Here is a 26,711-nt window from a genome sequence, read left to right as displayed (position 1 = left end):
AAATCCGGCGCATGTTTATGCTGCGCCAAGAAGCATGCCTGTTTCGCGCTGCTTGCTGTTTGCCCTGGCTTCGCTGAAGGACACGCCATTCGTTAATTCCGGTTTGTCCAACTGCGTTTGCGAAACAGGTTCCCCCATAATTGCGAAAGAAAATTAATTGCGGCAATCGCTTGACCTTGTTGCACACCCAGCTGTATGAAGTTTTTTTAAAACTTCATACAGCTGGGGAAATAGGATGCGTGTGCGGTCCGGGTTAAGACGGGTATTGGTTTTGATGTTTGCGCTGCTGGCCGGAATGATGGGTGGGATTGCCTTTACGGCTGCTGCGCAGGCAAAACAGGTGTTGAATTTTTCCTGGCCGGTCAATGTCGGGCCGTTAAACCCGCATCTTTATTCGCCCAACCAGATGTTTGCGCAAAACATGGTTTACGAACCGCTGCTGCATTACCAGGCCGACGGCACCGTCGTGCCTTGGCTTGCCAAAAGCTGGCAGGTTTCGGCCGATGGCCGGGTATATGTTTTCACGCTGCGCGATGATGTTACTTTTTCAAATGGCGAAGTATTCAACGCCGCTGCTGTCGTGGCTAATTTCAACGCCATTCTTGAAAACCGCGAACGCCATAGCTGGCTTGAACTTGCCAACCAGATTGTCGCGGTAACGCAGGTTGGTCCGTATCGCGTCCGTCTGGAACTTAAAAACACCTATTATCCAATCCTGCAGGAACTTGCCCTGCCACGACCGTTTCGTTTTATTGCGCCGTCCCAGTTTGTTGAAGGTGGTACGAAAAACGGCATTCTTGCGCCCATTGGTACCGGCCCCTGGATATTGAAAGAAAGCCACCCGGGCGAGGAAGACGTTTTTGTTAGAAATGACCATTATTGGGGGCAAAAACCGGCCCTTGAACAGATCAATGTCAACGTCATCCCCGATCCGAACAGCAGGGCGGTCGCCTTTGAAACCGGTACAATCGATCTGATTTACGGCATCGATGGCCCGGTCTCCCCCGATACATTTGAACGTTTTCGCGCAATGGGCATTTATAAAACCCTGCTTTCGCAACCGCTTGAAACCAGCATGCTGGCGTTAAACACCAATCGTGGTGCAACGCGTGACCTTGCGGTTCGCCTTGCGATCAACCATGCAATTGACAAGGACCTGATTATTAAAACGGTCCTGTATGGCACGCAAAAACGGGCCGATACCCTTTTTGCCCCCAATATTCCCTATGCCGATATCGGCCTTGCACCCTATGAATATGACCCCAAACTGGCGCAGGATATTTTAACGCAGGATGGCTGGGTTCGCTCGGGCAATGATGAAATCCGCCAAAAAAATGCGCGGCCTTTGCGGGTTGAACTGGCCTTTGTCGGCACAGATGCGGTTGCCAAATCAATTGCCGAAATTATCCAGGCACAGCTGGCAACCATCGGGTTTGACGTCATTCTGGTCGGCGAAGAAGAAAGCAGCATTTATGCCCGCCAGCGCGATGGCCGCTTTGGCATGATTTTCAACAGTACCTGGGGCGCACCTTATGACCCGCATGCATTTTTAAGTTCGATGCGTGTGCCATCCCACGCCGATTATCAGGCGCAGCTTGGCCTGCCCGACAAGGCAAAGATCGATGCCGAAATCAGCCAGACCCTGACATCAACCGATGAAGGCGAACGCAAACGCCTGTATCGCGATATTTTAACCCGCCTGCACCGCGAGGCCGTTTATCTGCCGCTGACCTATGTCAGTGCGATATCGGTTAGCACACCGCCATTGGGCGACATTCCCTTTGGCGCAATGTCGAGCGAAATCCCCTTCGATAAAATCACACCGGTAGCGCCATGATCATGCTTCGGTTCGTAATCCGGCGCTTGCTGCTGCTGGTTCCCATGTTGCTGCTGGCATCGCTGGTTATTTTTCTGATGTTACGGCTGGGGGCCGGTGACCCGGCAATGGATTATCTGCGACTTTCGCGGGTGCCGCCAACCCCGCAGGCGCTTGAATCCGCCCGTCAGATGCTGGGCCTGGATCAGCCCCTGTGGCAGCAATATTTTCACTGGCTGGCGAATGCCTTGCAGTTTGATTTTGGCATTTCCTATGCCCTGCAACGCCCGGTTTTGCCTGATATCCTTTATTACCTGCCTGCAACCCTGCAACTGGCCGGGGTCGCACTTTTGCTGACCCTGGGTATTTCCATTCCCCTTGGTATGTGGGCGGCGCGACATCGAAATGGCGTCCCCGACCAGATCGTTCGTTTAATTGCATTTCTGGGTGTATCAATGCCCAATTTCTGGCTCGGGTTTTTGCTGGTCTGGCTGCTTTCCATTCAACTGGGCTGGTTGCCGCCCATGGGGCGTGGGGGCTGGCAGCATTTTGTTATGCCCGCTTTTGCCATCGCGCTGATGTCGCTTTCCATTAATGCCAGGCTGCTGCGTGCCAGCATGCTGGAGGTGGCAGGTCAGCGGCATGTCTTTTACGCACGGTTACGGGGCCTTGGCCCCCGGCGTATCGAACATGCCCATATCCTGCGCAATGCCCTTTTGCCCATCGTAACGGCGACCGGCATGCATATTGGTGAATTGCTGGGAGGTACTTTGATTATCGAAAGCATCTTTGGCTGGCCCGGTGTGGGCCGCTATGCCGTCTCGGCAATTTTTAATCGGGATTATCCGGTTATCCAGTGCTTTACGCTGGTTATGGTGCTGGTTTTTGTGCTGTGCAATTTGCTGGTTGATATCATTTATGCCTGGCTTGACCCGCGCATTCGTCTTGGGGCAGGGGACGTGGCATGATGGCAGGTCAGGTTTTAGTACGCAGGGCCTTGCCACTTGTGGACTTCTGGCAAACATCAAATTTTCTGGTGCGCATTTCCCTTTTGCTGGTGGCGGGTTTGGCGTTTTTGGCTTTATTTGGCCCTGTCGTTACGTTGCAGCATCCCAATACGGTTGATCTGACCCAGCGGTTATTGGCTCCGAACGCCAGCCACTGGCTGGGGACGGACCATTTGGGACGCGATATTCTCGCCCGGTTGATCGGCGGGGTGCGGGTATCTCTTGGTTCTGTCGCTGTTGCCCTTGCTGGCATTATTGCGCTGGGCATTGTCATTGGTGGTGCGGCCGGGTTTATCGGTGGGCGTGTTGATCAGGTGCTTATGCGCATCACCGATATTTTCATGACATTCCCAACACTGGTGCTGGCATTGTTCATGATTGGCATGCTGGGGACGGGGCTTGTGAATGTCATTGTCGCCATCGTCCTGTCACACTGGGCCTGGTATGCGCGCATTGTGCGCAGCATCGTGATATCGGCGGTAAGGCGCGATTATATTCTGGCATCACGGCTTGCCGGTGCAGGCCCCATTCGGGTTTTTATCGACCATTTACTGCCAGCAACCCTGTCGCAATTACTGGTTCTTGCGACCCTTGATGTCGGGCACATCATGCTGCATGTAGCGGGGCTGTCGTTTCTGGGCCTTGGTGTTGCACCGCCAACGGCGGAATGGGGTGTCATGATCAATGATGCTAGGCAGTTCATCTGGACCAACCCGTTATTAATGCTATGGCCTGGCCTTGCCCTGTTTCTTAGTGTCATGGCCTTTAACGTGCTGGGCGACAAAATCCGCGACCAGCTTGATCCCTTCCTTGATCAGGAGCACGCCCATTAATGCCGGTATCAACTTTAACCCTGTCGGATTTACGCATCACGACCCATCAGGGCGGGAAACTGCGAACCCTGGTGGATGGTCTCTCGCTTTCGGTTCAGGCCGGGCGTGTGCTTGCCTTGGTTGGTGCCAGCGGGTCGGGAAAATCGATAAGCTGTGCGGGCTGGCTTGATGTTTTGCCCTCGGGGGTGAAGCGTGAAATGGGTCAGGCCCGTCTGGGTGACAAAGCAATATCCTTTGCAGCACTTCGTGGCAGGGTGGTGGGTTCCATCATGCAAAATCCGCGCAGTGCATTTAACCCGGTGATGACGATGCGGGCCCATGCGCGTGAAACCCTGAAGGCGTTGGGGGTGGAATATGCATCGCTTGATGATGCCGTTATCGCGGCCTTTGCCGATGTCGGGCTGGATGACCCGGCAGGTATGTTGGGGTTACATCCATTTGAGCTTAGCGGCGGTATGCTTCAGCGCGTAATGATCGCTCTTGCCCTGCTGGGCAATCCGCCATTCCTGTTTGCGGATGAACCCACAACCGATCTTGATCTGGTGGTGCAAAAACACATTCTTGATCTGCTGGAAACCCTTGTGACCCGTCGGAATATGGGAATTTTGCTGGTAACCCACGATATGGGGGGGGTGGCGCGCCTGGCCGATGATGTTGCGGTCATGGATCAGGGACGGATCGTCGAAATGGCGCCGGTTGCGCAGATATTTGCCGCACCAGAACATGTCATAACCCGCAATCTGGTGGCTGCCCATTTGTCACTGTATGGGCAGGAGGTCGCCTGATGACCATTTTATCCATTCAAAACGTTTTGCATGGCTATCAAGCCGCAACACTTTTGCGTTCCGGGCCCTATAAACCGGTTCTATGCGATGTTTCGTTGACGGTGGCCAAGGGCGAAACATTGGCCCTTTTGGGGCGCAGCGGATGTGGCAAAAGCACGCTTGCCCGCCTGATGATGGGGCTGGAGACACCGCGAAAAGGCAATATTCAGTTTGCTGGAAAACCTGTGTGTGGCCTGAACACTGCCGACACCCGCGATTTTCGCCGGTCGGTGCAAATGGTGTTTCAGGATTCCATTTCAGCAGTGAACCCGCGCAAGGCAATTGGCGATATCATCGGCGAACCGTTGCGTCATCTAACCGATTTGTCGGCCCGTGACCGGCAAAACAGGATGCGGGAATTGCTGGCAATGGTTGAACTGGATGAAAATACCCTCACCAAACGCCCACCAGAATTAAGCGGTGGTCAACTGCAGCGGGTCTGTATTGCACGCGCATTGGCACCTGGTCCCCGCCTGGTCATTCTTGATGAAGCCGTTTCCAACCTGGATTTGCTTTTGCAAATTCAGGTATTGGCGCTTTTGCGCCGCCTGCAGGAAAGAGAAGGCTTGTCATTCCTGTTTATCACCCACGATTTGCGGCTGGTGGAACGGTTCTGTTCGCGCGTTTTGGTGATGGCTGATGGCAAAATCGTCGAAGAATGCGCCGTCAATGAGCAGCTTCTTTTTACCCACCCGGCCAGCCTGGCATTGCAAAACGCCATTCTGCCTGCCTGGCCCCTTGGGCTTGTGGCACCTCCGAGTTTTAATTCGGGGCATAAGATAGACATCGGGCATCCTGCTCATGCATAGAAGCATTTTTCAGCACCCGGCTTGTGCCGGGTGTTTTGATGTTGCCGAAAAATGATGGCGAGATCAGCTATTCAACATTCAAATAACTGTGGATTTCTGCCGGTTTTAGGGAATTCGGGCGGGCAGGGATCGGGCGTTTTTGCAGTTTGGTGTCATTTCAAAATTAAATGCGAAAGATTCTCATAATTATTTGCAATGCTATTGGGGAGTGTGTAGGTTGCTGCAGATTCTACAGGGATTTGCATAGGGGGTTCTTTTGAAGAAGCTTGGTTTGACATCCGCTTTGGCGATTGGCTGTTCACTGTTGGCAATGCAGCAGGCCTTCGCACAATCTGAAAGCGAGAAACCAAAAGTCGAGGATGAAGAAGCGGCTGAAGTCGAACAGTTGCACGAGGCAACCACGCTTTCGCCGGTCATCATCTCGTCGAGCCGGACAAATTCGGACATAAAATCCTCACCGCAAAAGGTGACGGTGATAACCCGGGAACAGATCGAACAGCAGCTGGCCATTTCAACGGATTCATCCAAGGCATTGGCAAATCTTCTGCCGTCCTACACCCCGGCGCGTGAAAAACTGACGGGCAGTGGCGAAACATTTCGCGGTCGTACGCCGCTTTTCATGATTGACGGTGTTCCGCAATCCAACCCGCTGCGCCCCACGGGCCGTTCAGCCCACACCATTGACCTTTCGATGGTTGACCGGATCGAGGTGATCCACGGGGCCAATGCCATTCACGGGCTGGGCGCGACGGGCGGTATCATCAACTATATTACCAAACGGCCGGAGCCGGGCACCTTTAACCAGCACCTGAATGTGCAAACAACGACCCCAACCAGCCAGATTGATAATGAAACCGAAAACTACAAACTGGGTTACGGTTTTAACGGCGGGACGGAAAAGTTTGATTATCTGATGTCGGCCACGGTCGAGGATCAGGGCCTTTATCTTGATGCCAATGGCGACCCGGTGGGCGTGGATAACACCCAGGGCGATCTTATGGATTCACGCAGCTACGACGTGCTGACCAAAGGCACCTACTGGATCGATGATGACCAGTCGATTGGTGTTGAATTCAACTATTTCCTGTCCGAAGGCAAAATGAATTACGTCAGCGTGATGGGCGACCGTGATGCGGGTATTCCGACCACATCGGCCAAGGGCACGCCATTGGGTGAAGCCCCGCGCAACCAGGTTTTCACCACCAGCCTTGATTACGAAAACAGCGATTTTCTGGGAATGGACCTGAAAATCCAGGCCTATCACCAGGATTTTGAAGGCCGTTTTGGTGTCACCAAATCCTCGACCTTTGTCGATCCAACATTATCGCCGGACGGCACCGATCAGTCCCAGGCGGATTCAACCAAGCTGGGCAGCAAGGTGACACTGATTAAGGATGGCCTGTTTAATGACCATCTTAAAGTCACGACCGGCTTTGACGTATTAAGCGATACCACCGATCAAAAACTGATCATGACCAACCGGGACTGGGTGCCGGAAACCACCTATTACAATTATGCGCCTTTTGTGCAGGGCCAGTTGAAGGTGACCGACAAGCTAAGCTTCCATTCCGGTGTACGCTATGAAGTCGCTGAACTGGATGTACCGACATTCCAGACTGTCGCATCGGCCAATGGCGTAACGGTGGATGGTGGTAACCCGTCCTTTAAGGAAACCCTTTATAATTTTGGCATTACCTATAGCCCGGTTGAAACCGTGTCGCTGTTTGCCAACTATTCTGAAGGTTTTGGCATGCCTGATGTGGGCCGTGTTCTGCGTGGTATCAACACCACCGGGCAGGATGTGGACACCTTCCTTAATCTCGAACCGATCGTGACCGATAACCGTGAAATCGGTGTGCGGTATGATGATTCCGTTTGGGATGGTGAAATCAGCGTTTATGAATCCAATGCCGAACTGGGTTCACGCCTGCGTCGTCAGGGCGATGATTTCTTTGTCGAACGGCAGAAAACCCGTATTCGCGGGCTTGAAGCATCGGTTGGGTACTGGGTGAATACCGACAATAAAGTCGGGCTGAGCTACGCCTATTCGCAGGGCAAATATGACAGCGATGAAAATGGGTCGCTTGATTCCAATCTTGACGGTCTCAATGTGTCGCCAAACCGCCTGATCGCAAGCTGGAACAGCATCTGGACGGAAAAATTCTCGACCTTCTTCCAGGTACAGCACAACTTCTCGAAGAAGTTCGACAATGCGGACATGGATTTCGACGGCTATACCATTGCTGACCTTTCCGCTGTGTACCGCCTGCCGGCGGGCCGTGTCAGCATGTCGGTCGAAAACCTGTTTAACGAAGATTACATCACCTATTATTCGCAAAGTGCATTGGCGAATGATGAACGCTACTTCAAGGGTCGTGGCCGGACTTTGACGGTCGGTTACTCGATTGATTTTTAATCAGACCCCGCCCCGATAAGTAAACGAAAACGCCCCGCGATCCTGATATCGCGGGGCGTTTTTATTGCCGGGTGTTTTATGATTGGGACGGCGTAGGTGGGAATCAACCAGCACGCAGCTTTGCCAGCAATTCATCGCGCTTCGCCGCGTCGCGTTTTTGCTTCTCCAGCGCCGGTTGCATAATTTCGGCGGCTTTGGCAGGGGATAGAATAAAAAGTCCGTCTTCATCACCAATGGCCAATGAACCCGGCAAAACCTCCTGTCCGGCAAGGGTGATGGGCGCATTGATGGTTCCCGCCAGGTCCTGCTTGCAGGTGGTAATCGGGCTGATGCCGGTGGCAAACACCGGGAAGGGGAGTACGCGAAGGGCCGCGATATCGGTTACGCATCCATCGGTTATCATGCCAGCAACATTTTTGATCAGGGCGGCAATTGTGCGCAATTCACCCCAGCAGGCATAGTTTGTATGTTCCGGCATTGAAACGACGATAACATCGCCCGGTCTGCTTTTTACCAGGGCATGATAAAGCACACCGCCATCGGTTTTGGGCAGCGATACCGTCATCACCCGGCCAATCAGGCGGGCCGTGCCTGTCTGCGCCGAAATCCCCGGGATGTAACCATCGGTGGTTAAATGGCCGATGGTGGACGTATCGATATGGCGGAAAAATTCAATTATCTCGTCCGATATTTCATCGGTAATATTATTAATTTCATGCATGTTTTTTCACCCGCGGTTTTAACAGCAGCGGACAGGTCGAACAATATTCCTTGGGTGGGGTCAGATAATAATAACAGCAGGTACGGCGATATCTGATTTCCGCATCCGCCGTTTTTGTTTTATCGAAATAAAACGACCCCAGCGGGTTTTTGGGTGTGCCAAAAATGCTGCTATCGGCCTGACGCAACAGAAAATCAAAATCCGCACGGATCTGCGCCAGTTTTTGTGCATCCGGTTCGCGCATCATCCGCCGTTCATATAGCGAAAAAATACGAACAGCGGTGTTTTCCCACAAAATCGAAAGGCTGACCCCAGATGCCTCATGCAGCGCCTGCCAGATAGGCGCAAGGTTGCCGGAAAATAATGTTTTACACGTGTGTTCGCGCCAGGCATCGCGATCATTGGCTGGGGCCGATATGCCATCAAGCGTGCGTAACAGCAGGGCGGATTGCCAGCGATGGCCGTCATGGCGGTAATCAACCACGCAATTACCAAGTGACATATCAAACGCCTGATCATGCATACTTACTGGGTAAAGCCCGCCTGCGGTAAACAGAAAGGCAATACGTTTTGACAGCAGCGACGCCGTTATCTTGCGAGAGCGCGAACCGATAACCGGGCCCAATGCATCAAGCAGTTTGCGGCAATTATCGCCATCAAGAAGGTCGGCTGCAGCGCGTGTATTTTCCGGTAACGGACCGGGCAGCGTTTGTAAGCCACAAAGGGCCTCAAGCGCCTGTTGCGCCTTAAATGCTGGTGATGGTGCCGCATTTGGGGCGGATTTATCAGGGCGCGTCATGGGCGGTATCCTGACCATCCTGCACATTATGTTCCGGGCGGGCATTTTGAATATGGCCCAGCGGAATACAAATCGGCGTGCCGGTTAGCGGGTCCTGGAATATCTGGCATTCAAGGTCAAATACGGCACGGACAAGGTCTGTGGTGACAATGTCCTGTGGGGTGCCCTGTGCATATATTTTGCCGTCCCGAAGCGTGATCAAATGGTCGGCATAGCGGCTGGCGAGGTAAAGGTCATGGAGCACCATGACAATGGTTTTGCCAGCCTTGCGGTTCTGGCTGTGCAGCAGTTCCAGAATATCCACCTGATGGGACATATCAAGATAGGTGGTGGGTTCATCAAGCAGGATGATATCGGTATTTTGTGCCAGCGTCAGCGCAATCCAGGCGCGCTGGCGCTGCCCGCCCGAAAGTTTCTGTAACGGGCGGTGGCGCAGGTCGCCTAACCCTGTGGCCTGCATCGCCTGTTCAACCATGGCTTCGTCCTCGGCCGACCAGCCGCGCAACCACTTTTGATAGGGATATCGTCCCTGCCGGATCAGTTGATAAACGGTCAGTTCTTCCGGGGCATCCGGCCCTTGCGGCAGGATCGACAGCTTTTTGGCAATGTCGGACCCGGCCATTCTGGCAATTGGGCTATCGCCCAGGAAAATTTCGCCATCAAGGGGCTTTAGCAACCGTGCCAGCGCACGCAGCAATGTGGATTTACCACAGCCATTGGCACCAACCAGAACCGTGATTTTGCCTTCGGGAATGGCAAGATCAAGGTCGCGAATAATGATGTTGTTTTCATAGCCAAGGGTAACGGCCTGGCTTTCAAGTGAGGGCATGGAAACTGTTTTCATTTTTGGCGATAAAGAAGATAGATGAAAAAAGGTGTGCCAATTGCGGACACAAAAATTCCCGCAGGCAGGTCCAGCGCGCCAAAAAGGCTGCGCCCGACCGTATCGGCGACCAAAACCAGCAAACCGCCCATCAGGGCTGTTGCCGGTATTTGCAGGGAAATGCTGCCTTTGACAAAGCGGCGCGTCATATGCGGGGCAAGAAGGCCGACAAAGCCGATGCCGCCTGCATGGGCCACCGCCGCACTGGCCAGGATGACACAGCCACCCAGGCATAGCAGCCGCACCATTTGCACCGGAATACCCAGGCTGATGGCAACATCCTGCCCCAATAACAGGGTATTTAACGTACGCCCCATCATGACAAGCGGGATCAGCGGTACAATAACCCAGGGGGTAATTTGCCAAACATCATTCCAGTTGGCGCCATAAACACTGCCGGTCAGCCAGATATAGGCCGAAAGATTGGTCATATCCGAGCTAAACACCATCAACAATGTCGTTAATGCCCCGGCAGTCGCCGATATGCCAATACCGATCAGGATAAGGCGGGCCGGTTCGATGGTGCCACGCCAGGCCAAAAACAGGATCAACCCCGCCGTAATTGCCGACCCGCAAGATGCGATAAGCGGCAGCCATACGACACTGATGCTTGATGCCAGCCAGCCAAAATACACCACAACCGCAACCGATGCCCCGCCGGTAATGCCGATGATATCGGGCGATGCCAGCGGGTTGCGCACCAATGATTGCAAAATCAGCCCGGAAACGGCAAGACCCGCCCCCACCAGCAGCGCCATGGCAATACGCGGCAGGCGCAAATCATGAATGATAAAACCTGCCGGGCCGCTTTGTGTGCCCATTAGTGTGTTAAAAACATCGCCAATGGTAACACTTTCCGGCCCGATCAGGCAGGCAAGCAGGGCCGCAAACAGGGTGATGATGGCAATTGTTGCCACGGCCGGGCCATTGCCCCGGGCGGGATTGGTAATTTGCGATGGTGCCGGTGGCGTTTGGGAAATGGAAAAATCAGCCATAGGCAAAATTCCGTCGTGCCAGCAAAACAAACAGCGGGGCACCCAAAATGGCGGTCATCGCGCCAATGGGCAATTCTTCTGGCATGATGATCTGGCGGGCGATGATATCGGAAACCAGCAGCAATACCGCACCGGCAAGCCCGCTTAGCGGGATTAACCAGCGATGATCACCGGTTACCGAAAGGCGCACGATATGGGGTACAATCAGCCCCAAAAAGGCGATATTGCCAACTGCCGAAACCGAACTGCCCGCCAGCAGAATAACCAGGCCCGCAATCGTGATTTTCAAAATGGCAGTGTTTTGCCCCAACCCCTTGGCAATATCATCACCCGACATCAGGATATTGACATGCCTGCCGATAAACAGGCTGGCGATTATACCCGCCGCGATATAGGGCATAACCGGAAGGAAACTATCAAGATCCCGCCCGGCCAGCGACCCCGCCAGCCAGAATAAAATACGATCCAACCCATCCTGATTGACCACCAGAACCGCCTGGGTAAAGGATACAAAAAGTGCCGTGAGCGCCGCACCACCCAGCACCAGTCGCGTCGGCGTCAGCCCGCCGCTGCCCAGACTGCCCAGCAGATAAACAATGCCACCCGCCAGGGCGGCACCAGCCATCCCGACCCAGATCAGCCCGTGAATGGAAAGGTGTGGTGCCAGCGTGGATGCCAGCACAATCAGGAAAATCGCACCACTATTGATGCCCAAAATGCTGGGCGATGCCAGCGGGTTGCGGGTCACGGCCTGCATCAACACACCCGAAATGCCCAATGCCGCACCGACAAAACACGCCATGATGGTGCGGGGCAGGCGGCTGGTGATGACAATGATCTGTTCCACGACATTTTCATCAAAATGAAAAAGCGCATTGAACGCATCATGCAGCGAAACCGGGTATTGCCCCATCGTCAGGCTGGCGAAAAACGCTGCAGCAAACAGCAAAACCAGCAGCCCAAGGGCCGTGGTTTCGCGGGTGAGGGTGCTGGTGGTTGATGGCTGTTGGGTTTGTGTCATTTAGCCATCCAGTGCCGAAACATCATAGATCCGGTATAAATCATCCAGGATCATGTTTGCGCCCATGATGCCGCCCGAAAGGCTCCAGGTGATTTCATCCACTTCGTAAATCTGCTGGTTGCGGCTGGCCTTTAAGGCTTTCCACAGCGGGTGGCTGCGCCAGGCATCATAATTTTCGCGAACGGCCGGGTTTTCAGCGCGCAGAAACACAAAAAACGTATCGGCATTGATAATCGGCAGGGCTTCCTTGCTGGTCAGCTTTTTGTAAATCCAGTTATTGGTATCGGCCATGGATGATTGTTCGAACCCCAGTTCGTTCATGATCAGGCCGGAAAAACTGCGATGCGATAGCAAACGTAAATGATCGGCGCGAAAATTCAAAAGCGATACCGTCATGGGCCATTTTATATTATCGCGTTGTGACATTTCTTTTTTGAAATGTGCAACCCGTGCATTCCACTGGTTCAAAAGCTGGTTGGCTTTCTCCGTGCGGTTCAATGCCGCGCCCATCAGGGTCAGGGTGTGTTTGAAATCGAAAATCTCGTCCAGGAACACCACCGGCGCAATTGCTGAAAGCTGCGGATACAGCGTTTCATGCCGGAATTTGGATGCAATGATCAGGTCAGGTTTCAGGGCAACCAGTTTTTCTAGGTTGGGCTGGGTTTCCAGGCCCACATATTCGGTGCCTTCAAGTGCGTTGCGCAAATAGGGATAGGCCGGTTTGCTGACCCAGGATTCAACAACACCCACCGGTTTTACGCCAAGGGCAATGGCGGTGTCCGTTGCGCCTTGAAACAGGGTGATAATGCGTTTGGGCGTGCCTTTGATGTCGGTTGTGCCCATGTCATGGGTGATGGTGCGAATTTGCCCGGCAGGTGCGGTATCGGCAAAGGCGGGCCGTGATGGCAATGTGCATAAAAATGCCATACCCGTTGCCAGTAAAAGCAACGGGGTGCGTGCATATTTGCGGTCTTTTCGGGGGCGGGGGCCGATCAGGACATTACAAAGTAATGTCCATAAACCGGCATGTCCCGATAAACGTTGTGTCATGGCGTATGTCGTTTTTGCTTTAATCAGGTGTTGTCAGGTGTGTGAAACGGGTTTTGAATTTCGCCTTTGCCCCAGGGCATGCTGCCGGGGCCACCGGCACGGGCAATAATTGGCCGCACCAGTTGTTTATAGGGCCAATTTGGTGTGTCAAACAGGTGATGTGCAATCATGGCGCGATCATCAGCGGCAAAGCCCACACGATCAAGGGCCTGCATCGCGGCCTTTTTCATGGTTGCCCACATCGTGCGTACCGGTATGTCGTAAATCCCGGCCAGTGTTTCGGCAATCGCCCGTAAATTGACCTGAATGCCCAATGTTTGCAGGTAAAATAGTAAATCTTCCGGGCGGTCGTGATACAGGGTGTTGGCATAACCTTTTTTGATGCGATATTCGGGGTCGGCCAACCCGTTGCGTTCCAGCCAGGGCACAAAAATGCGCAGTGAATCATGATCACGCAGCAACAACCCCTGTGCCTGCCCGTTTTGCCAGACAAGAACGGTATTCTGCCCGTGAATTTCGGCCAGCATGCCAATGCGGAACATGCGGAAATTGATGTCAAAAAACGTGTCGCACAGCTCGGCAAACAGCAATTGCACATTTTCCGCTGTTGCTGGCAGGTCGCGGGCCTTCAGCCATTCGTCAAAGAAATGCGCTTTGCTGCCAGGAAGGGGCGTGCCAAGGGCCGCCATCGGAATCAACCGGCAAGTTTCATCACCCAAAACGGCTGGGTAAGTGCGCACCATTGCCGATAAATGCCGGGGTCGTTCATCAAACAGGCTGGTGCCTTCGGGGAAATAGGCCCACCAGCTATATTCATCGCAAACATGAACACGCTTTTGCAATTTGGCATCCTGTTTCAGACCCTTGCGCAAAAGCGTTTCGCTAAGATTGCCATTAATCATTTTCACCGCGGGCAGGTAGCGCGATGCTGCCAGCGAAAAAATATGCATGGGCAGTTTCAGGTAATGCTGCCCGTCATGGCGCGGCGCCATTGATCGCAACGAAGACGTCGCCTTAACCACATATCCCCGGAAATCAAGGATATGGCAGGTGCCATTGGCCAGTTCGGCGGCATAATGCGGTTTGATGTAATTTTCCAGCTGCCAGGGGTGGACCGGCAACGCCATATGCGTTTGGGCAAGGCCCTTTGCCTGCAATTCAGCATCCAGATCGGCCTTTTCACCATCGGTCAAAAGGTAATCGGAAATGGCTGGTTTGGCGTTATTATTCAATTCTTCTCCCAGCATTAAAGTCATGCTTTCCACCGCAATCCAGACCATGGGAATATCCTGGTCAAATTCGGCCATGAAGGTTGCATAATCGCTGGTCGTAAGGCCCATTTTGGCCTTTGCTACCGGGTGATAGGGGCGGTCACGAAATGATGCCCACTGTTCCATATTCTGGAAAAAATCGTGCGGGGCCTGCACCAACAGGTCGCCTGTATTGATGCGATGCGAAAGCGATAATGCCATTTGCGCAATGCTGGTTGATAGCATATCGCGAAATACGGCAACGCCTTCGGCGCAATCGGGTTGTGTTGCAATCAGGTGCGCGCCGATCTGGTCAAAAAATGTAAGGCAACCCAGTACCTGCAGGCCATTTTCATTAACCAGTACAACCTGGCTTTCCGGCACAAGCAGATAGGGATAAAGAACTGCCGGGGTGATCACGGCGAAAATATCGACCCCATCTGCCACATGCCATTGCCAGATTTGCCCATCTTCCGGGGTATCGTCGCCTGTTAACGGGGCGATAATGCCGGTTTTGGTGGCATCTTCGATAGGGCGTATCGTGATGTTAAGGTCGGTAAAATAATCTTCGGCCACCAGGCTTTCAAACAGATCCTGCAGGATCAAACGGTCGGCCTTTGCCTTTAAATCGGTAATTGCGTTCATGTCAGTGTCCTGCGTTTTCTTTGGTCGTGTCGATTTTGTTTTTGATCGCGCGAAAGGCGATGCCGCGTTCGTCGCCCAAAACAAAGGTGGAAACACCCCTGTTCAACCAGTTCTGGTGTTCGTCGGCTTCGCGGGGGATGGCACAAAACGGAATGCCGGCACTTTGGCATTTGCGTTGCAAATCATGCAGGTGCGCCTGAATTTCAGGATCACTGATTTGCCAGGGTTTCCCAAGCGACTGGCTAAGGTCGGCGGCCCCTTCCAAAACCATATCAAGGCCCCGCACGGTCAAAATCTCGTCGATATTTTCAAGCCCGGCGAGGCTTTCAATCATGGCAATCACCATGATTTCACCGTTAGCGAAATCCATGTAATCGGCCAGGCTTTGTTTGCCGAATGCGCCCGCCCGCCCGCCATTTAGGCTGCGTTTGCCATAGGGATGATAACGGGCCGCCGTAATGGCATGGCGCAACTGGCTGGCACTTTCGACCATTGGCACAACAATGCCCTTTGCCCCGGCATCAAGGACGCGCAGAATAAACTTTGCATCCTTATCGGGCACACGGACAAGGGCCGTCAGGCCAATCGCATCGGCCGCGCGGATCATATTTTCAAGGGTTTCGGGGTTCACCAGCACATGTTCGGTATCGATAATGACAAAATCGAAACCGGCTTCGCCCACCAGTTCAACCGCGCTGGGTGACGGGATGGAACAAAACAGGCCATAGGCCCGCTGTCCGCTATCAATCGCGGCTTTTAAGGCGTTTTTAGTCAGCATCGCGTGCCCCATAAACATGAAGCGGGTTTTCCACCTGCATGAACCGGGCTTCACCATCGCCAAACAGGCGGCGTTTGGTCAGTTCCTCGACCTGGATGGTGGGTGCGAAAACATCAAATTTTGCAAACCGGGTTTCATGTTCGGGATGCTGGTTTTGATAATCCTTTATGATCCCGGCGGTGGTTTGCCAGAACCAGCTTTCGGCCAGCCCGTATTCCCGGTTCAGGAAAATGGCGATTTCAGCCAAGGCGATAAAGAAAAACGCATCGCAGGTAAAATCGCGCACGGCATTGACATCATCGGTGATGATGAAGGAATTGCGGTTTAACTTCAAATGACTGGCGGGTGCGGCATGCAGGCTGGGTGCCTTTTGCGGCCGCGCCAGATCGGCTGGGGAATAACGGACACCGTCATGAAAATCCTTCAGGGCAATGCGTTCCGGCCAACCGTTTTTATGGATCAGAACAATATTTTGCCCATGCGATTCAAGGCCGATGCCTTCGGCATATAGCAAATGCAGGATCGGCAGGACTGACACCCGAATCAATTGTGCCGTCCATTCCTGCAGGCCATGCTGTTTGATCCAGCCATCAATAACGGGTTTGCCGTTTTGCTGCATGTGGGGCAACCCGTTAAACGGAAAGGCCACTTCGCCGTTACGCAGATATTTGGTGACATTTTCGCGCCAAACCGCCCCAAGCGACCCATAGGCACTGGCACGCCGATGTTCGGGCAGGCTTTCATAATTGAAGCTGGCGCCCAAAAATTCGCGCAAAATAACGAAATCCGGCGTTTTTTCCGCGCCACTTTCGGCCAGCAATCCCGCCAGCCAGTCGGTAATTACCGGGCCGTTGCGCACCGTATGGTTTGCCAGAATGCGCGTGCTTGACGTGTTGGTAAGGTTCATCGCCACCTTCAAATAGGGGCGGCTGGCATTGTCGTTGTTGGCCAGTGTGCGAATGGATTGTTGTGCACGGTAGGCTTCTTCGCCAATGCCCAGATAAATGATCGTCCCATCGCGGATTTCGCGGTGAAATGTCGGTGCGATTTTGTGGTGCCATTGCCAGGGGTGAACCGGCAGTAATCTGACATCGGCAAAATCCAGCCCGGCTTGTGCAAGGGTACGGCCAAACCGGCTTTGGTCATTTTCGGTCAGCTGGTTGTCAATCGCGCGCTGATAATCATAATCGCCAGAAACGCCAATATCGGCCCGGTCGTTTTTGATGGCAACCCACACCAATTCGATATCGCGGCGAAATTCCGGGCCGAAGGCTTCGTTGTCATTCAACGTAAAGCCGATGCGCGATTTATAACAGGCATGGTAGGAATGGGCGTCCATGATCAACCCTTCCAACGCGTTATAATCGCTCAAATACCTCGATAAATCCTGTGCCAGCGGTTGCGAAAGGCTTTGCACATCCTTGATCAGGGTTTGTTCAAGTTCTTCGATGAACGGGGTCAAATTGATGGTGCCGGGAATATGGCGCAGCACTTCGTCGATAAAGCTGCTCAGGCTGGCGGGGGCGCCGTCGTTGTCGGCTGCCCATCGCATCGGCTGGCCGGTTAGCTTCACCTGGCCAAAGCTTTTCATGCGTTGCCCGGCGAAGATATAGGTTACATCGCGATTAAGGGCTGTTTTGCCCGATACGCTAAACTGGCTGGCATTAGTGGTTTCGTCGTAACGGGCCGGAATGATTTTTTCAAAAATCAGGGTCTGGACAAGCTGGCGCAACACCCGGTTTTCAACCGCCTGAAAGCAGGCATCATTTTGGCTGTTGATCCACGCCGTAAGGGGTGCCTGTTCGGTGCTAATGCCCGTTTGTGCGGGGCTTGTATGAATATTCATCGGCTCGTTTCCCGAATTTGAATTTGTTATTGGTGCGCTTAAGGTCATGCTGCGCCCCCGGTTGCGATTTGCCGGAATGCCTTGGATGGCAGGCGGCTTGCGACGGGTAAAAGGCAGGCGATCATGCCACCCGTGACCCAGAAAACCTGGCCGATGGCCTCAAGCGTTTGTGCAGGATTTGCGGGGGTGCCCTGGCGGTGCCATTCCAGATAGGCCGATGCCGCAACAATTCCGGCCGATGACACCACCCGGCGCGAAATGTTGTTCATCGCCGTTGCCTGGGTCAGCAGGTTTTCAGGAATGCCATTAAGGCCTGCCGTTGTTGCCGGAATATAGGAAAGGCCCAGCCCGACCCCGCGCAATGCCATGAGCCCGAACAGGGCAGGAAGGGATGTTTGCCCGTCACAAAAACCAAGGGCAAGGGTGGCAAAACAGGTGATGATAAGGCCGCTTAAAATGGTGGGGCGGGGCCCCTGCCAATCCAGCCAGCGCCCACCAAGATTGACCGATATACTGGCAAAAATCGCAGTGCATACCAGCGCCGACCCGGTCCAGATCGCATTCAGACCCAAAATCGTGTGCATCAAAAGCGGCACCAGAACAACCGTGACAAACATGCCAACCGATTGCACGGTGACGATGATGATGCAGGTACGATAGGTCGAATGCGTAAACAGTGCCGGGCTTAAAAGCGGGTTTTGTCCCCGCATTTCCACCAGGATAAATGCGCCCAACGATAGTGCCGCAATAACCGGCAGCAGCCACAACATCGCATCGGGCAAAATGCCCTGTGGTGCCAGGTTCAGCCATAACATTGTCGTGCCAATTGCCAGTGTCGCCAAAACAAAGCCGGTGCCATCAAATGGCAGGTTGTTTTGCAAGCCATCGCCGGTTTTGGGCAGGGCGGTGGCGGCAATGCCAAAGGCCACCAGCCCGACAGGAATGTTCATGACAAACAAAACCGGCCAGCTTGAAAGTTCCAGCACCACGCCGCCAATAAACGGGCCAATGGCGGGTGCCAGCATTACGGCGGTGCCCCAAATGCCGGTAATACGGCCACGTTTTTCCTTGCCATAGGCAGCAAAAATCAGCGGCAGGGAAAGGGGGATGATCAATCCCCCCGCAACGCCCTGCAGGGCCCGTGCCGTCAGCACGCCATAAATATCGCCTGCCAGTGCCCCGGCCAGCGACCCGCAAATGAACAGGGCCAGGCCAATCAGGTAAATCCGCCTTTTGCCGTATCGCGCGCTGAGATAGCCGGTTAAGGGCATGGTCAGGCCCATCGCCATCATAAACCCGGCCACAATCCAGCTTGCCAGAAGCGGGCCGGTCCCGAATATCGTCATGAATTCGGGAATGGCCGGGTTTAAGGCACTGTTATTCAGGCTGACGGTCAATGTGCCAAGCAACACCGTCACCATAACCACATAAGGCGGGATGGTTGGGGATTTACTCTGCAACATGTAACGTCCGTTCGCGGCAGTTTTCGCTAACGGCCTGGCTGAAAATGCCGATCACATCGCGTAATTCGCCGTCGCTAATGATCAGCGGTGGTAAAAACCGCAAGACTGCCGAATGCCGCCCGCCAACCTCAAGGATCAGGCCCTTGGCAAAACAGGTTTTCTGAATGGCGCTGGCAAGGGCCGGGCTGGCTTTTGGGTGTCCCTGATGGTCGGTAATGGCGCCATATTCGACCATTTCCACCCCCATCATCAGGCCACGTCCGCGTACATCGCCAATTTCAGGGAAGCTTGCCTGCAGATTGCAAAGTGCGCTTTCAAGGATTTGGCCTTTGCGCGCGGCTTCGTCGGCAAGGTTGTTTTCGCGAATATGGCGCAGGGTTTTTATCCCGGCGGCCATCGCCAACTGGTTGCCGCGGAAGGTGCCGATATGTGCGCCGGGGCGCCATTTGTCGTATTTCCCGTGATAGGCAATGACCGATAGGGGCAAACCACCCCCAATCGCTTTTGACATCACCACAATATCAGGTGTGATGCCGGCATGCTCAAAGGCAAACAGTTTTCCGGTGCGGCCAAAACCGGTTTGCACCTCGTCAATGATCAGCAAAACGTCGTTTTCGGCGGTGATCTGGCGTAATTCGCGCAACCACGCATCCGGTGCGGGAATGGCGCCGCCTTCGCCCTGCACGGCTTCCAGGATAATCGCGGCAGGCTTTGCCACACCGCTTTCCGGGTCGCTCAGCACGGATCGGATAAAGTTTAATCCGGCCTTTTGCCCGGCCTCACCCCCCAAGCCAAATGGGCAGCGATACCCATACGGATACGGCATGAAATGGACATTGGGCATTAACCCTTCAAGCGCGGATTTCTGGTGCCAGTTGCCGCTCAAACTCATGGTGGCGTGGGTTGACCCGTGATATCCTCCCTGAAAGGCCAGTACATTGCTGCGCCCGGTGGCGATTTTGGCAAGTTTGATTGCTGCTTCAACCCCGTCCGCCCCGGTTGGCCCGCAAAAATGCACGCGGGCATGTGCGGCAAATTCACCAGGCAGGCAGGTTAAAAGCTCGTCAATAAAGGCTTCTTTGGTGGGTGTGGTGATATCAAGGGTATGAAGGGGGGCTCCGGCCTCGATCAGGTCGCGAATGGCCGATGTTACCGTTTCATGGTTGTGGCCCAGCGCCAGGGTGCCAGCACCGGCAAGGCAATCAATATATTCCCTGCCATCCATATCGGTCACGCGAACGCCCTGTGCCTTTGCAATGGCAATGGGAAAACGGCGCGGATAGGTGCGCGCGCTTGATTCACGCTTTTCCTGCTGTGCCAGCAGGGTAACGTTGTTGCCATCTGCGTTTGCGGGTGTTGGTGCGTGGGTCGTTGTAACCGGGGCTGATGCAGGTTGTGCTGCTACCGGGTTCTCGCTGGCCTTGGCCTCCCCGATAAAATCGATGGTCGGGCGGGGATGGCACAGGAAATCCACATGCGAAATATTAAACCCATAGGCACCTGCCATCGGTAAAACCAGCAGGCTGCCAACAGCAACATCCTGTAGTTCCTGATTGCGGCTTAAAACATCCTTGGGGGTGCAAAGCTGGCCGACAATATCAAAACTGCCAGAATGGCGTTTTGCATTAATGGTATCTTTCACACCTGTTAGCGCATCCGGAATATGGATCACCGGGTGATCATGGCTTTGCGCGGCGGGCAGGCGGAACTGGTGGGTGCCGCCCCGGCAAACCACAAAATGCCGTTTATGGCTTTCCTTGATATCAAGGACTTCAATGCCGTAATAACCGCAAAACGCAGTTATAAACCGGCCTGGCTCCAGGCGGATGACGGGCGGGTTGGCAGTTTTGGCCAGGCTTTTGCCCAGATGGGCGCAAAAACCCGGCCAGTCAAACTGTTCATCACCCAGATAATTCACACCAATGCCACCCCCGACATTTAAATGCGTCAGGGTGTCGGGCGCTGCACAAAGGGCTGACCATTCCGCCCATTTTTGCAGGTAAAAATCGATCAGGGCCTGATGGCGTTTACCATCATTCTGATGCGACATCGCATGGATATGAAACCCCTTCAGGCGCAGGTTTTTGCTGCTTTCCACCTGCCTGATGGCATCAGGAAGGGCGGCTTCTTCAATGCCAAAGGGGGTTGCAGTACCCGCCATGGAAAGTTTGGTGCGCATATTTTCCGGCAGGGCCGGGTTAATGCGGATCAAAACATCCTGGACCTGGCCCATGTCGCGGGCAACAGCATCGAGCAGGTCAATTTCATGTTGGCTTTCAACATGGATGAATTCCACATTTGCCGCCATGGCGGCGCGCAGGTCGGATGCCAGCTTGCCCGGCCCGGAAAAGATAAAAGGTTTGGTTGCGCTAAACCCGGCAATACGGGCGATTTCACCACCCGATGAAATTTCAAATCCGTTTACCAGCGGTGCAATCGTTTCAAGGATCGGCGCTTCGCTATTGGCCTTGATGGCGTAATAAAGCTCCACTCCATCTGGCAGGGCATCCATAACCTTTGTGACATGGCCTTTCAGGGCATCAAGGTCGTAAATAAAGGCGGCGAGCGGGTCGTTCTGCCCTTTTGCCAGGGTCTTGAAGCGCGCGATGATATGGCTGTCGATACTGTGATTTTGGCTGGCTTCACGCATTTTGGGTTTCCTCGCAGGACCAGGGGGCAACAAGGGTGACGTAACCGGCTTTCCGGTCGGCCTCGGCGGCCAGTCGCACCTTGAAATTGGTTTTACAGGCGACCATTCCATCCTCGATCAACTGATCAAGCTCCGGTGTTGGCACCTGCAATTCGCGGGAAATTTGCTTAAGTTTCTGTCGGGTGACATGCCACATGGCCTGCGCCAGTGCGGGGGCATTTTCGCTCATCGCAAGGATGGCTTCCCCCAGATTATTGACAAACAGACAATAGCTGATGCGTGCCCAGCCCGCCTTGCGGTCATATTCCATCGACTGGCGAATTTTCGGGTGGATATCGGCGGGCAGGAAATTAACGCCCTTATCCGACGTCAGTTTGACACCTTCATAATCACGCAGCAGGACCTGCACCGGATGGCCGCCTTCATGGGCGATCACGGTGTTTTGCAAATGCGGTTCCAAAACAATGCCGTGATTGTAAAACAGGTACAAAACCGGTTTTACCAGCGCCTCAAGATAGGTTTCAAACCATGCCAGTTTTGCGCCGTCCGATGGTTTGAAATCAAACCGGCCTAAAAAGCGGTCAAAGTTCGATTGCATATCAAGGTCGCGGGCAAACAGGGTTGCCGCAACGATATGGCGGTCACGTTTCTGCCCCTGGCAGAAATTGCGCCGCAAAATGGCGCCGGTTTGTTCGGTAAACCAGATGGCGTCTTCTTCATTGGCATCATCAGGGTGCCAGCTGATGCTGGCGGGTTCTTCAATCAGGTTAAGGCCGCCGGTGGATGCCATGTCTGTTTGTGCCAGTTCGCCCAAAATCGCATTGATCAGAACCGCACTTTCCAGTTCGTACCAGGCGTTTTTGCGCACGCAATTGGTGATGCGCACATTAAGCGACCCTTTGATAAAATAATCATGCCCGTCAACATACATCGTGCGAATGGATGCCGTTGGCTGCGCCGTAAAACCGGTTTCGCCAAGGTCGGTTATGTTGCCATTGGCAAGCAGGGCCTGTGTGCGCGGGTCAGCTAAAAACTGCTTGGCCTGCACCGGGTGCAAACTGATGCGCGCATAACCCGCACGGCACCCGGTCTGGTCGGCAACACCAGCCAGCATGTCCTGCGGGCGGGCATGGTCGGTTGTGATTTTCAGGCCCGAAACCGGCACTTCCAATACATGCATTTGAATGGCGGGCGCAAATTCCGGCGAATATTTTTTAATCGCGGCACTGGCGGGCCATAACCGGGCCTTGGGGGCCGGGTGGCTTGGGTGGCCAAACCACAAATTTTGCTCGCTTGCGGCATAATCGGCAAACGGGTCAGGCTGTGTGGCATCAATATGGGCGGCGATATCTTCGCTAAGGGTAATGCTGGCCTGGATCTGCTTTAAAAGCTCGCCATTCACCGGCGTTCCAGGCTGTGCGCAGCTTGAAAGCAGCCGTGCTGCCAGCAATTCGGCATCCAGTTGTTTCCAGCGACCGGCAGGCAGTTTGCCATAAATGTGCGACAGATAATAATGGGTGCCAATGCTGCTTTGACGGTCCACCAGAACAAAAAATTCGGCAGCGTCCGGCATCGTGACATGCAGCGGCACCACATGTGATGACGCATGGGTAATTTCAACGGGCAGGCGGTCACGGTCATTGGGCCAGCAATATTGCACCAGCCCCTGCGGCAGGGCGAATTCCTTGATCAGGCAATTAAACAACGCATGCGATGACGCCTGCTGCGCCGCTGTTTCGGGCAGTTTTGCGTTGGTTTTCTGGGGGTGAAGGGCAATGGTCTCTTCTTCTTTAAAGATCGTATTTCCAACCATGTCGTATTTCCTGGTTTCTATTTCAGAATAGAAAAGGGCGTACTTTTGTTTTGTTGTTGTCGTTTCGATACTTGGTTCGGGAGACCAGTTGTTACTTAAGAAAATCGTTATTTAGGGTTGTTCGCCTGTTTGGGTGCTCAGTCTTTGCGCGAACGCTAGTGATAATAATAATGATTGTCAATTGCAGAATTTGCGATGGTGATTTTTTCATAAAACCGGCATCAAAATGCCCCGAAAACCGGTCTTTTTGCCTGTGCTTCGGGGGTGGGCAGCGACCAATGGTTTGGGCGTCTTATGCTTTGTCCGCTAACTGGCTTATGCGGTTGCAAAACTGTTTTGGGTTCCGATGCGATGCGAACCGGAAGTCCATGAAAAAGGCCGGGCGCAATTTCGGCCCGGCCTTGTGTATTCGTGTTATCGCGCTGCCGGTTTAATGCACCAGCCCGGACCCGCCAATAGCAACGATGTTAAAGGGCAATCCACCGGTTTTGATGGTTTTACGCTCTTTGAAGCTTTCGGCATCAAGCAGCCTGATCAACCCGTTTTTCGGGTCGGTTATTGCGATGGTGTCGTTCATCACGGCAAGGCGCGGGCGCGGGTCGCGCCAGTGACCATCTTTGCTATAGGGTTCTGTAACCCGGGTGGACTGGATAATCTTGCCGCTTAAAACATCCAGTGCGTGAAGTTTGCCATCCTCGGTAAAGACATAGGCGATCTTGACCCGAACCGGATCAAGAATGAAATGAACATGGCGCACCGGCAGCTCAACAACGCTAAACGGTTTGTCGCTGGAAGGATCAATAACAACCAGCTTGTCTGCGCCATAATCCCCCAGGAAAAATTGCATCGCCTTACCCCCGGCCAAATGGCCAACTTTGCCTTCCGGCATATCATCGCCATAAGGTAACAGGTGCAATTGCGGGGCATCGCCATGGTTGGCTTCGGCGATCAAAACGCCTTCTTCACAGCCAAAGGCGACCAATCCGGCCGAATAGGCTTCGCCATGCAGGCCGGTGCAGGTGGCAATGTCGCCAACTTGCTGGCCGTTATGATCGATCACCTTTGCCCCTTTGCGCGGGGGCAATTCGCCTTCTTTCACGGGGGTGGCAAGGTTTGGTTCCGAAACAACAAAATAGTCCCCCATCGGCACCACCACGCCATGGTGTGGCGCGGCGGTTTTCACGGTTTGATAATCCACTTTGCCATCAAGAAGGCCCCGTTCGGAAAACACATGCCCTTCGCCCTGCTGGTCATAGAATTGAATGATCTTGTCCCCATGGGGCACGGCATGCACCGGTCGTTGACCGTCAAGCTGCGCGGGTAACAGGGCAGCATCAGTAACCTTCAGGTCGCTATGGTCGCCATGGCTGGAAAGGGTAATGCCGCTGCTGATCACATTGACCATGTCATGATCCATCTGCACGGCAAACAGGGTTTTTCCGCTGTCACTGGCAACCAGATGGGTAACATACCCTGTTGTTGGAAATGTATTCTCAACCGTGCCGCTATCGGGGTTTATAACGCTGACCTCGGCTTTGGTCTGGTCGGTTACAAACAGGCGCCAGCTTTCGCGTGTCTCATCGCTGGCAAAGGCGGGTTCGGCAAATGACAGGGCGGATATCGACATTAAACCGGCGGCAAGGCCGGTTAATCCGGGGCGCATAAACACAAAAATCCTCCAAATGTTATGTTATAACATAACATTATTAGGGCGAATTTCTGGTTGTGTCCATCGAAATACCGGGGAGTTAAGCGCAATCAGGAATGTAATCCCGATTGTATATCCGGCTCAGCCCCTCAGTTTAGGGGATCTGGTAGCAATGATCATTGTCTGCCATGGCATCTGAAATGCACGACGATCCCGGTTAAGATGCCTGCTGCCCAATACCTGAGGCCAGCGCCCCGATAATGTCGGTTCGGGTCACAATCCCTATGATTTTATGGTTGTCCGTAACAGGAATAGCTTCATATCCACCTTCCGCCATTAGGGGCAACAAGGCTGAAAGGGGAGTGGTTTCTGAAACGCAGGGTTCACTAACCGACATGATATTGATGGCTTTTTGCGGGTGTGGTGCCGGTTTCAGAAACTGGCGTACAAGGTGGATTTGGAAAATAATACCCACAAACCGCCCATCTTCGCGGACAACCGGCAGCGTTGTGAAATGATGGCGTGCAAACAGGTCAGCAACGAATGGCAGTGAAGAATCTGGCAAAACCGTTACCAGGTTGCGCGACATGATATCCCGCGCGGTTACAGGTCCCGTGTGATGGGCTGCTATCTGTACTTCTGCCGCACCAATCAGGCGTGAAAGGTCTTCCACCCCCAGATTCAATGTTTGCCGGTACTTTTGCAGAATTTGCGAAAGTTCCTGTTCCGTCAGGCCAGTCCGTTCAATTGGTGGGCGATCCGCCGTCCGGTAGGGACCGGGATCATCAAATTGCCGGTATGGATATTTTCTGCCTGTCAGGCGGGCATGAAGTATCGCAGCGAGAACCAGAAAAATGGTTCCGGCCGCAACCGGGGCCAGGACAAAGCGAAAACCCGTTTCGGTTATCAGGTCTGGTTGTATGGCGGCAACCATGGCAACGGCTCCGCCGGGCGGGTGCACCGCGCGGATCATAATCATCGCGCCGATCGCCATACCAACCGCAAGACTGATCCGGGCCGTATCGTTATCAACAAGATAACAAAGCGTAACACCAATAACCGCTGAAATGACGTTCCCCATGATCGCCGACCAGGGTTGTGCAAGCGGGCTATTGGGTACTGCAAATAAAAGCACGCTTGATGCGCCAAATGGCGCAATCAGATATAGGCCCCAATCAGCGGGCAATAGCACTGCCGACAAAAAACCGGCAAGACCCAGCCCCCAAAACGCACCGATACCGGCACGGATGGCTTCTTTTCGATCTGCCCTGGGAATGGCCGGACCCAGCATCAACAGAAACGGCAGCAAAGGGGGAAGACGGAAACGCAAATTTAAACACCAATTAACTGTTGATTACGAATGATAACAAATAATTCATGTTTAATATCCTTGTGCCTGAACCTGGTCAAACGATACTATTTTTGGTGTACCCGTGGTGCGATG

The 26,711-nt window shown here is 53.7% G+C and carries 20 protein-coding genes and 1 pseudogene; 6 read left to right on the top strand and 15 right to left on the bottom strand.

Annotated elements, in window-relative coordinates; translation table 11 throughout:
• Positions 1–235 precede the first annotated feature (235 nt).
• The 6 genes from nikA (at position 236) to CSC3H3_RS23940 (ending at position 7,705) form a co-directional block, all read left to right on the top strand.
• On the top strand, positions 236–1,837 hold the full coding sequence (gene nikA / locus CSC3H3_RS23965) for a nickel ABC transporter substrate-binding protein (RefSeq protein WP_101286813.1): 1,602 nt from the start codon (positions 236–238) through the stop codon (positions 1,835–1,837).
• A 2-nt stretch (positions 1,838–1,839) separates the two neighbouring features.
• The gene (gene nikB, locus CSC3H3_RS23960) at positions 1,840–2,784 is read left to right on the top strand and encodes a nickel ABC transporter permease subunit NikB (RefSeq protein ID WP_101286905.1); all 945 of its coding nucleotides are present in this window, start codon (positions 1,840–1,842) and stop codon (positions 2,782–2,784) included.
• Between the two features lie 38 nt (positions 2,785–2,822).
• Entirely contained in the window at positions 2,823–3,656 is an 834-nt protein-coding gene (gene nikC / locus CSC3H3_RS23955; protein WP_425444990.1) for a nickel ABC transporter permease subunit NikC, read from the top strand.
• Positions 3,656–4,441: an ATP-binding cassette domain-containing protein gene (locus CSC3H3_RS23950; protein WP_101286811.1), complete on the top strand. Its 786-nt coding sequence runs from the start codon at positions 3,656–3,658 to the stop codon at positions 4,439–4,441. Before nikC ends, CSC3H3_RS23950 begins: the two co-directional genes overlap by 1 nt.
• Positions 4,441–5,289: a nickel import ATP-binding protein NikE gene (gene nikE / locus CSC3H3_RS23945; protein ID WP_101286810.1), complete on the top strand. Its 849-nt coding sequence runs from the start codon at positions 4,441–4,443 to the stop codon at positions 5,287–5,289. The genes CSC3H3_RS23950 and nikE overlap by 1 nt, the downstream gene beginning before the upstream one ends.
• A 256-nt stretch (positions 5,290–5,545) precedes the next feature.
• Entirely contained in the window at positions 5,546–7,705 is a 2,160-nt protein-coding gene (locus CSC3H3_RS23940) for a TonB-dependent receptor (protein ID WP_245881414.1), read from the top strand.
• A 103-nt stretch (positions 7,706–7,808) separates the two neighbouring features.
• Here CSC3H3_RS23940 and CSC3H3_RS23935 read toward each other — a convergent pair whose 3' ends face one another.
• The 15 genes and pseudogenes from CSC3H3_RS23935 to CSC3H3_RS23870 all read right to left on the bottom strand — a co-directional run bounded on the left by CSC3H3_RS23935 (position 7,809) and on the right by CSC3H3_RS23870 (position 26,558).
• A complete protein-coding gene (locus CSC3H3_RS23935) occupies positions 7,809–8,426 on the bottom strand; it encodes an RraA family protein (RefSeq protein ID WP_101286809.1) in 618 nt (205 codons plus the stop codon).
• Positions 8,419–9,225, bottom strand: coding sequence for an IucA/IucC family C-terminal-domain containing protein (locus CSC3H3_RS23930; RefSeq protein ID WP_157832005.1), 807 nt, complete (start codon positions 9,223–9,225; stop codon positions 8,419–8,421). The genes CSC3H3_RS23935 and CSC3H3_RS23930 overlap by 8 nt, the downstream gene beginning before the upstream one ends.
• On the bottom strand, positions 9,212–10,054 hold the full coding sequence (locus tag CSC3H3_RS23925) for an ABC transporter ATP-binding protein (protein ID WP_101286902.1): 843 nt from the start codon (positions 10,052–10,054) through the stop codon (positions 9,212–9,214). Before CSC3H3_RS23925 ends, CSC3H3_RS23930 begins: the two co-directional genes overlap by 14 nt.
• An 11-nt stretch (positions 10,055–10,065) precedes the next feature.
• The gene (locus CSC3H3_RS23920; RefSeq protein WP_101286808.1) at positions 10,066–11,103 is read right to left on the bottom strand and encodes a FecCD family ABC transporter permease; all 1,038 of its coding nucleotides are present in this window, start codon (positions 11,101–11,103) and stop codon (positions 10,066–10,068) included.
• On the bottom strand, positions 11,096–12,124 hold the full coding sequence (locus CSC3H3_RS23915) for a FecCD family ABC transporter permease (RefSeq protein ID WP_101286807.1): 1,029 nt from the start codon (positions 12,122–12,124) through the stop codon (positions 11,096–11,098). Before CSC3H3_RS23915 ends, CSC3H3_RS23920 begins: the two co-directional genes overlap by 8 nt.
• Positions 12,125–13,174: an ABC transporter substrate-binding protein gene (locus CSC3H3_RS23910; RefSeq protein WP_245881413.1), complete on the bottom strand. Its 1,050-nt coding sequence runs from the start codon at positions 13,172–13,174 to the stop codon at positions 12,125–12,127.
• 23 nt (positions 13,175–13,197) lie between these two features.
• Positions 13,198–15,069 carry an IucA/IucC family protein gene (locus CSC3H3_RS23905; protein ID WP_101286806.1) on the bottom strand — a complete coding sequence of 624 codons (1,872 nt, stop codon included), beginning with the start codon at positions 15,067–15,069 and terminating at the stop codon, positions 13,198–13,200.
• Position 15,070: 1 nt separating this feature from the next.
• Entirely contained in the window at positions 15,071–15,847 is a 777-nt protein-coding gene (locus CSC3H3_RS23900) for an HpcH/HpaI aldolase family protein (protein WP_101286805.1), read from the bottom strand.
• Entirely contained in the window at positions 15,837–17,693 is a 1,857-nt protein-coding gene (locus tag CSC3H3_RS23895; protein WP_101286900.1) for an IucA/IucC family protein, read from the bottom strand. Before CSC3H3_RS23895 ends, CSC3H3_RS23900 begins: the two co-directional genes overlap by 11 nt.
• Positions 17,694–17,737: 44 nt before the next feature.
• Positions 17,738–19,156 (bottom strand): DHA2 family efflux MFS transporter permease subunit, encoded by a 1,419-nt coding sequence (locus CSC3H3_RS23890; RefSeq protein ID WP_101286804.1) that lies wholly within the window; start codon positions 19,154–19,156, stop codon positions 17,738–17,740.
• The gene (locus tag CSC3H3_RS25070) at positions 19,143–20,591 is read right to left on the bottom strand and encodes a diaminobutyrate--2-oxoglutarate transaminase (RefSeq protein ID WP_281262550.1); all 1,449 of its coding nucleotides are present in this window, start codon (positions 20,589–20,591) and stop codon (positions 19,143–19,145) included. Before CSC3H3_RS25070 ends, CSC3H3_RS23890 begins: the two co-directional genes overlap by 14 nt.
• A gap of 75 nt (positions 20,592–20,666) precedes the next feature.
• Positions 20,667–21,806: pseudogene (locus CSC3H3_RS25065) on the bottom strand (type III PLP-dependent enzyme); the annotation flags it as partial.
• Positions 21,799–23,619, bottom strand: coding sequence for an IucA/IucC family protein (locus CSC3H3_RS23880; protein ID WP_101286802.1), 1,821 nt, complete (start codon positions 23,617–23,619; stop codon positions 21,799–21,801). The gene CSC3H3_RS23880 and the pseudogene CSC3H3_RS25065, both read right to left, overlap by 8 nt.
• Before the next feature lie 430 nt (positions 23,620–24,049).
• Positions 24,050–25,282: a metallochaperone AztD gene (locus tag CSC3H3_RS23875; protein WP_101286801.1), complete on the bottom strand. Its 1,233-nt coding sequence runs from the start codon at positions 25,280–25,282 to the stop codon at positions 24,050–24,052.
• A 202-nt stretch (positions 25,283–25,484) separates the two neighbouring features.
• On the bottom strand, positions 25,485–26,558 hold the full coding sequence (locus tag CSC3H3_RS23870) for an HPP family protein (RefSeq protein ID WP_101286899.1): 1,074 nt from the start codon (positions 26,556–26,558) through the stop codon (positions 25,485–25,487).
• Positions 26,559–26,711: the final 153 nt, after the last annotated feature.

The sequence above is a fragment of the Thalassospira marina genome, assembly GCF_002844375.1.
Lineage (GTDB): Bacteria > Pseudomonadota > Alphaproteobacteria > Rhodospirillales > Thalassospiraceae > Thalassospira > Thalassospira marina.
This window is presented reverse-complemented; position numbering and strand designations above follow the sequence as displayed.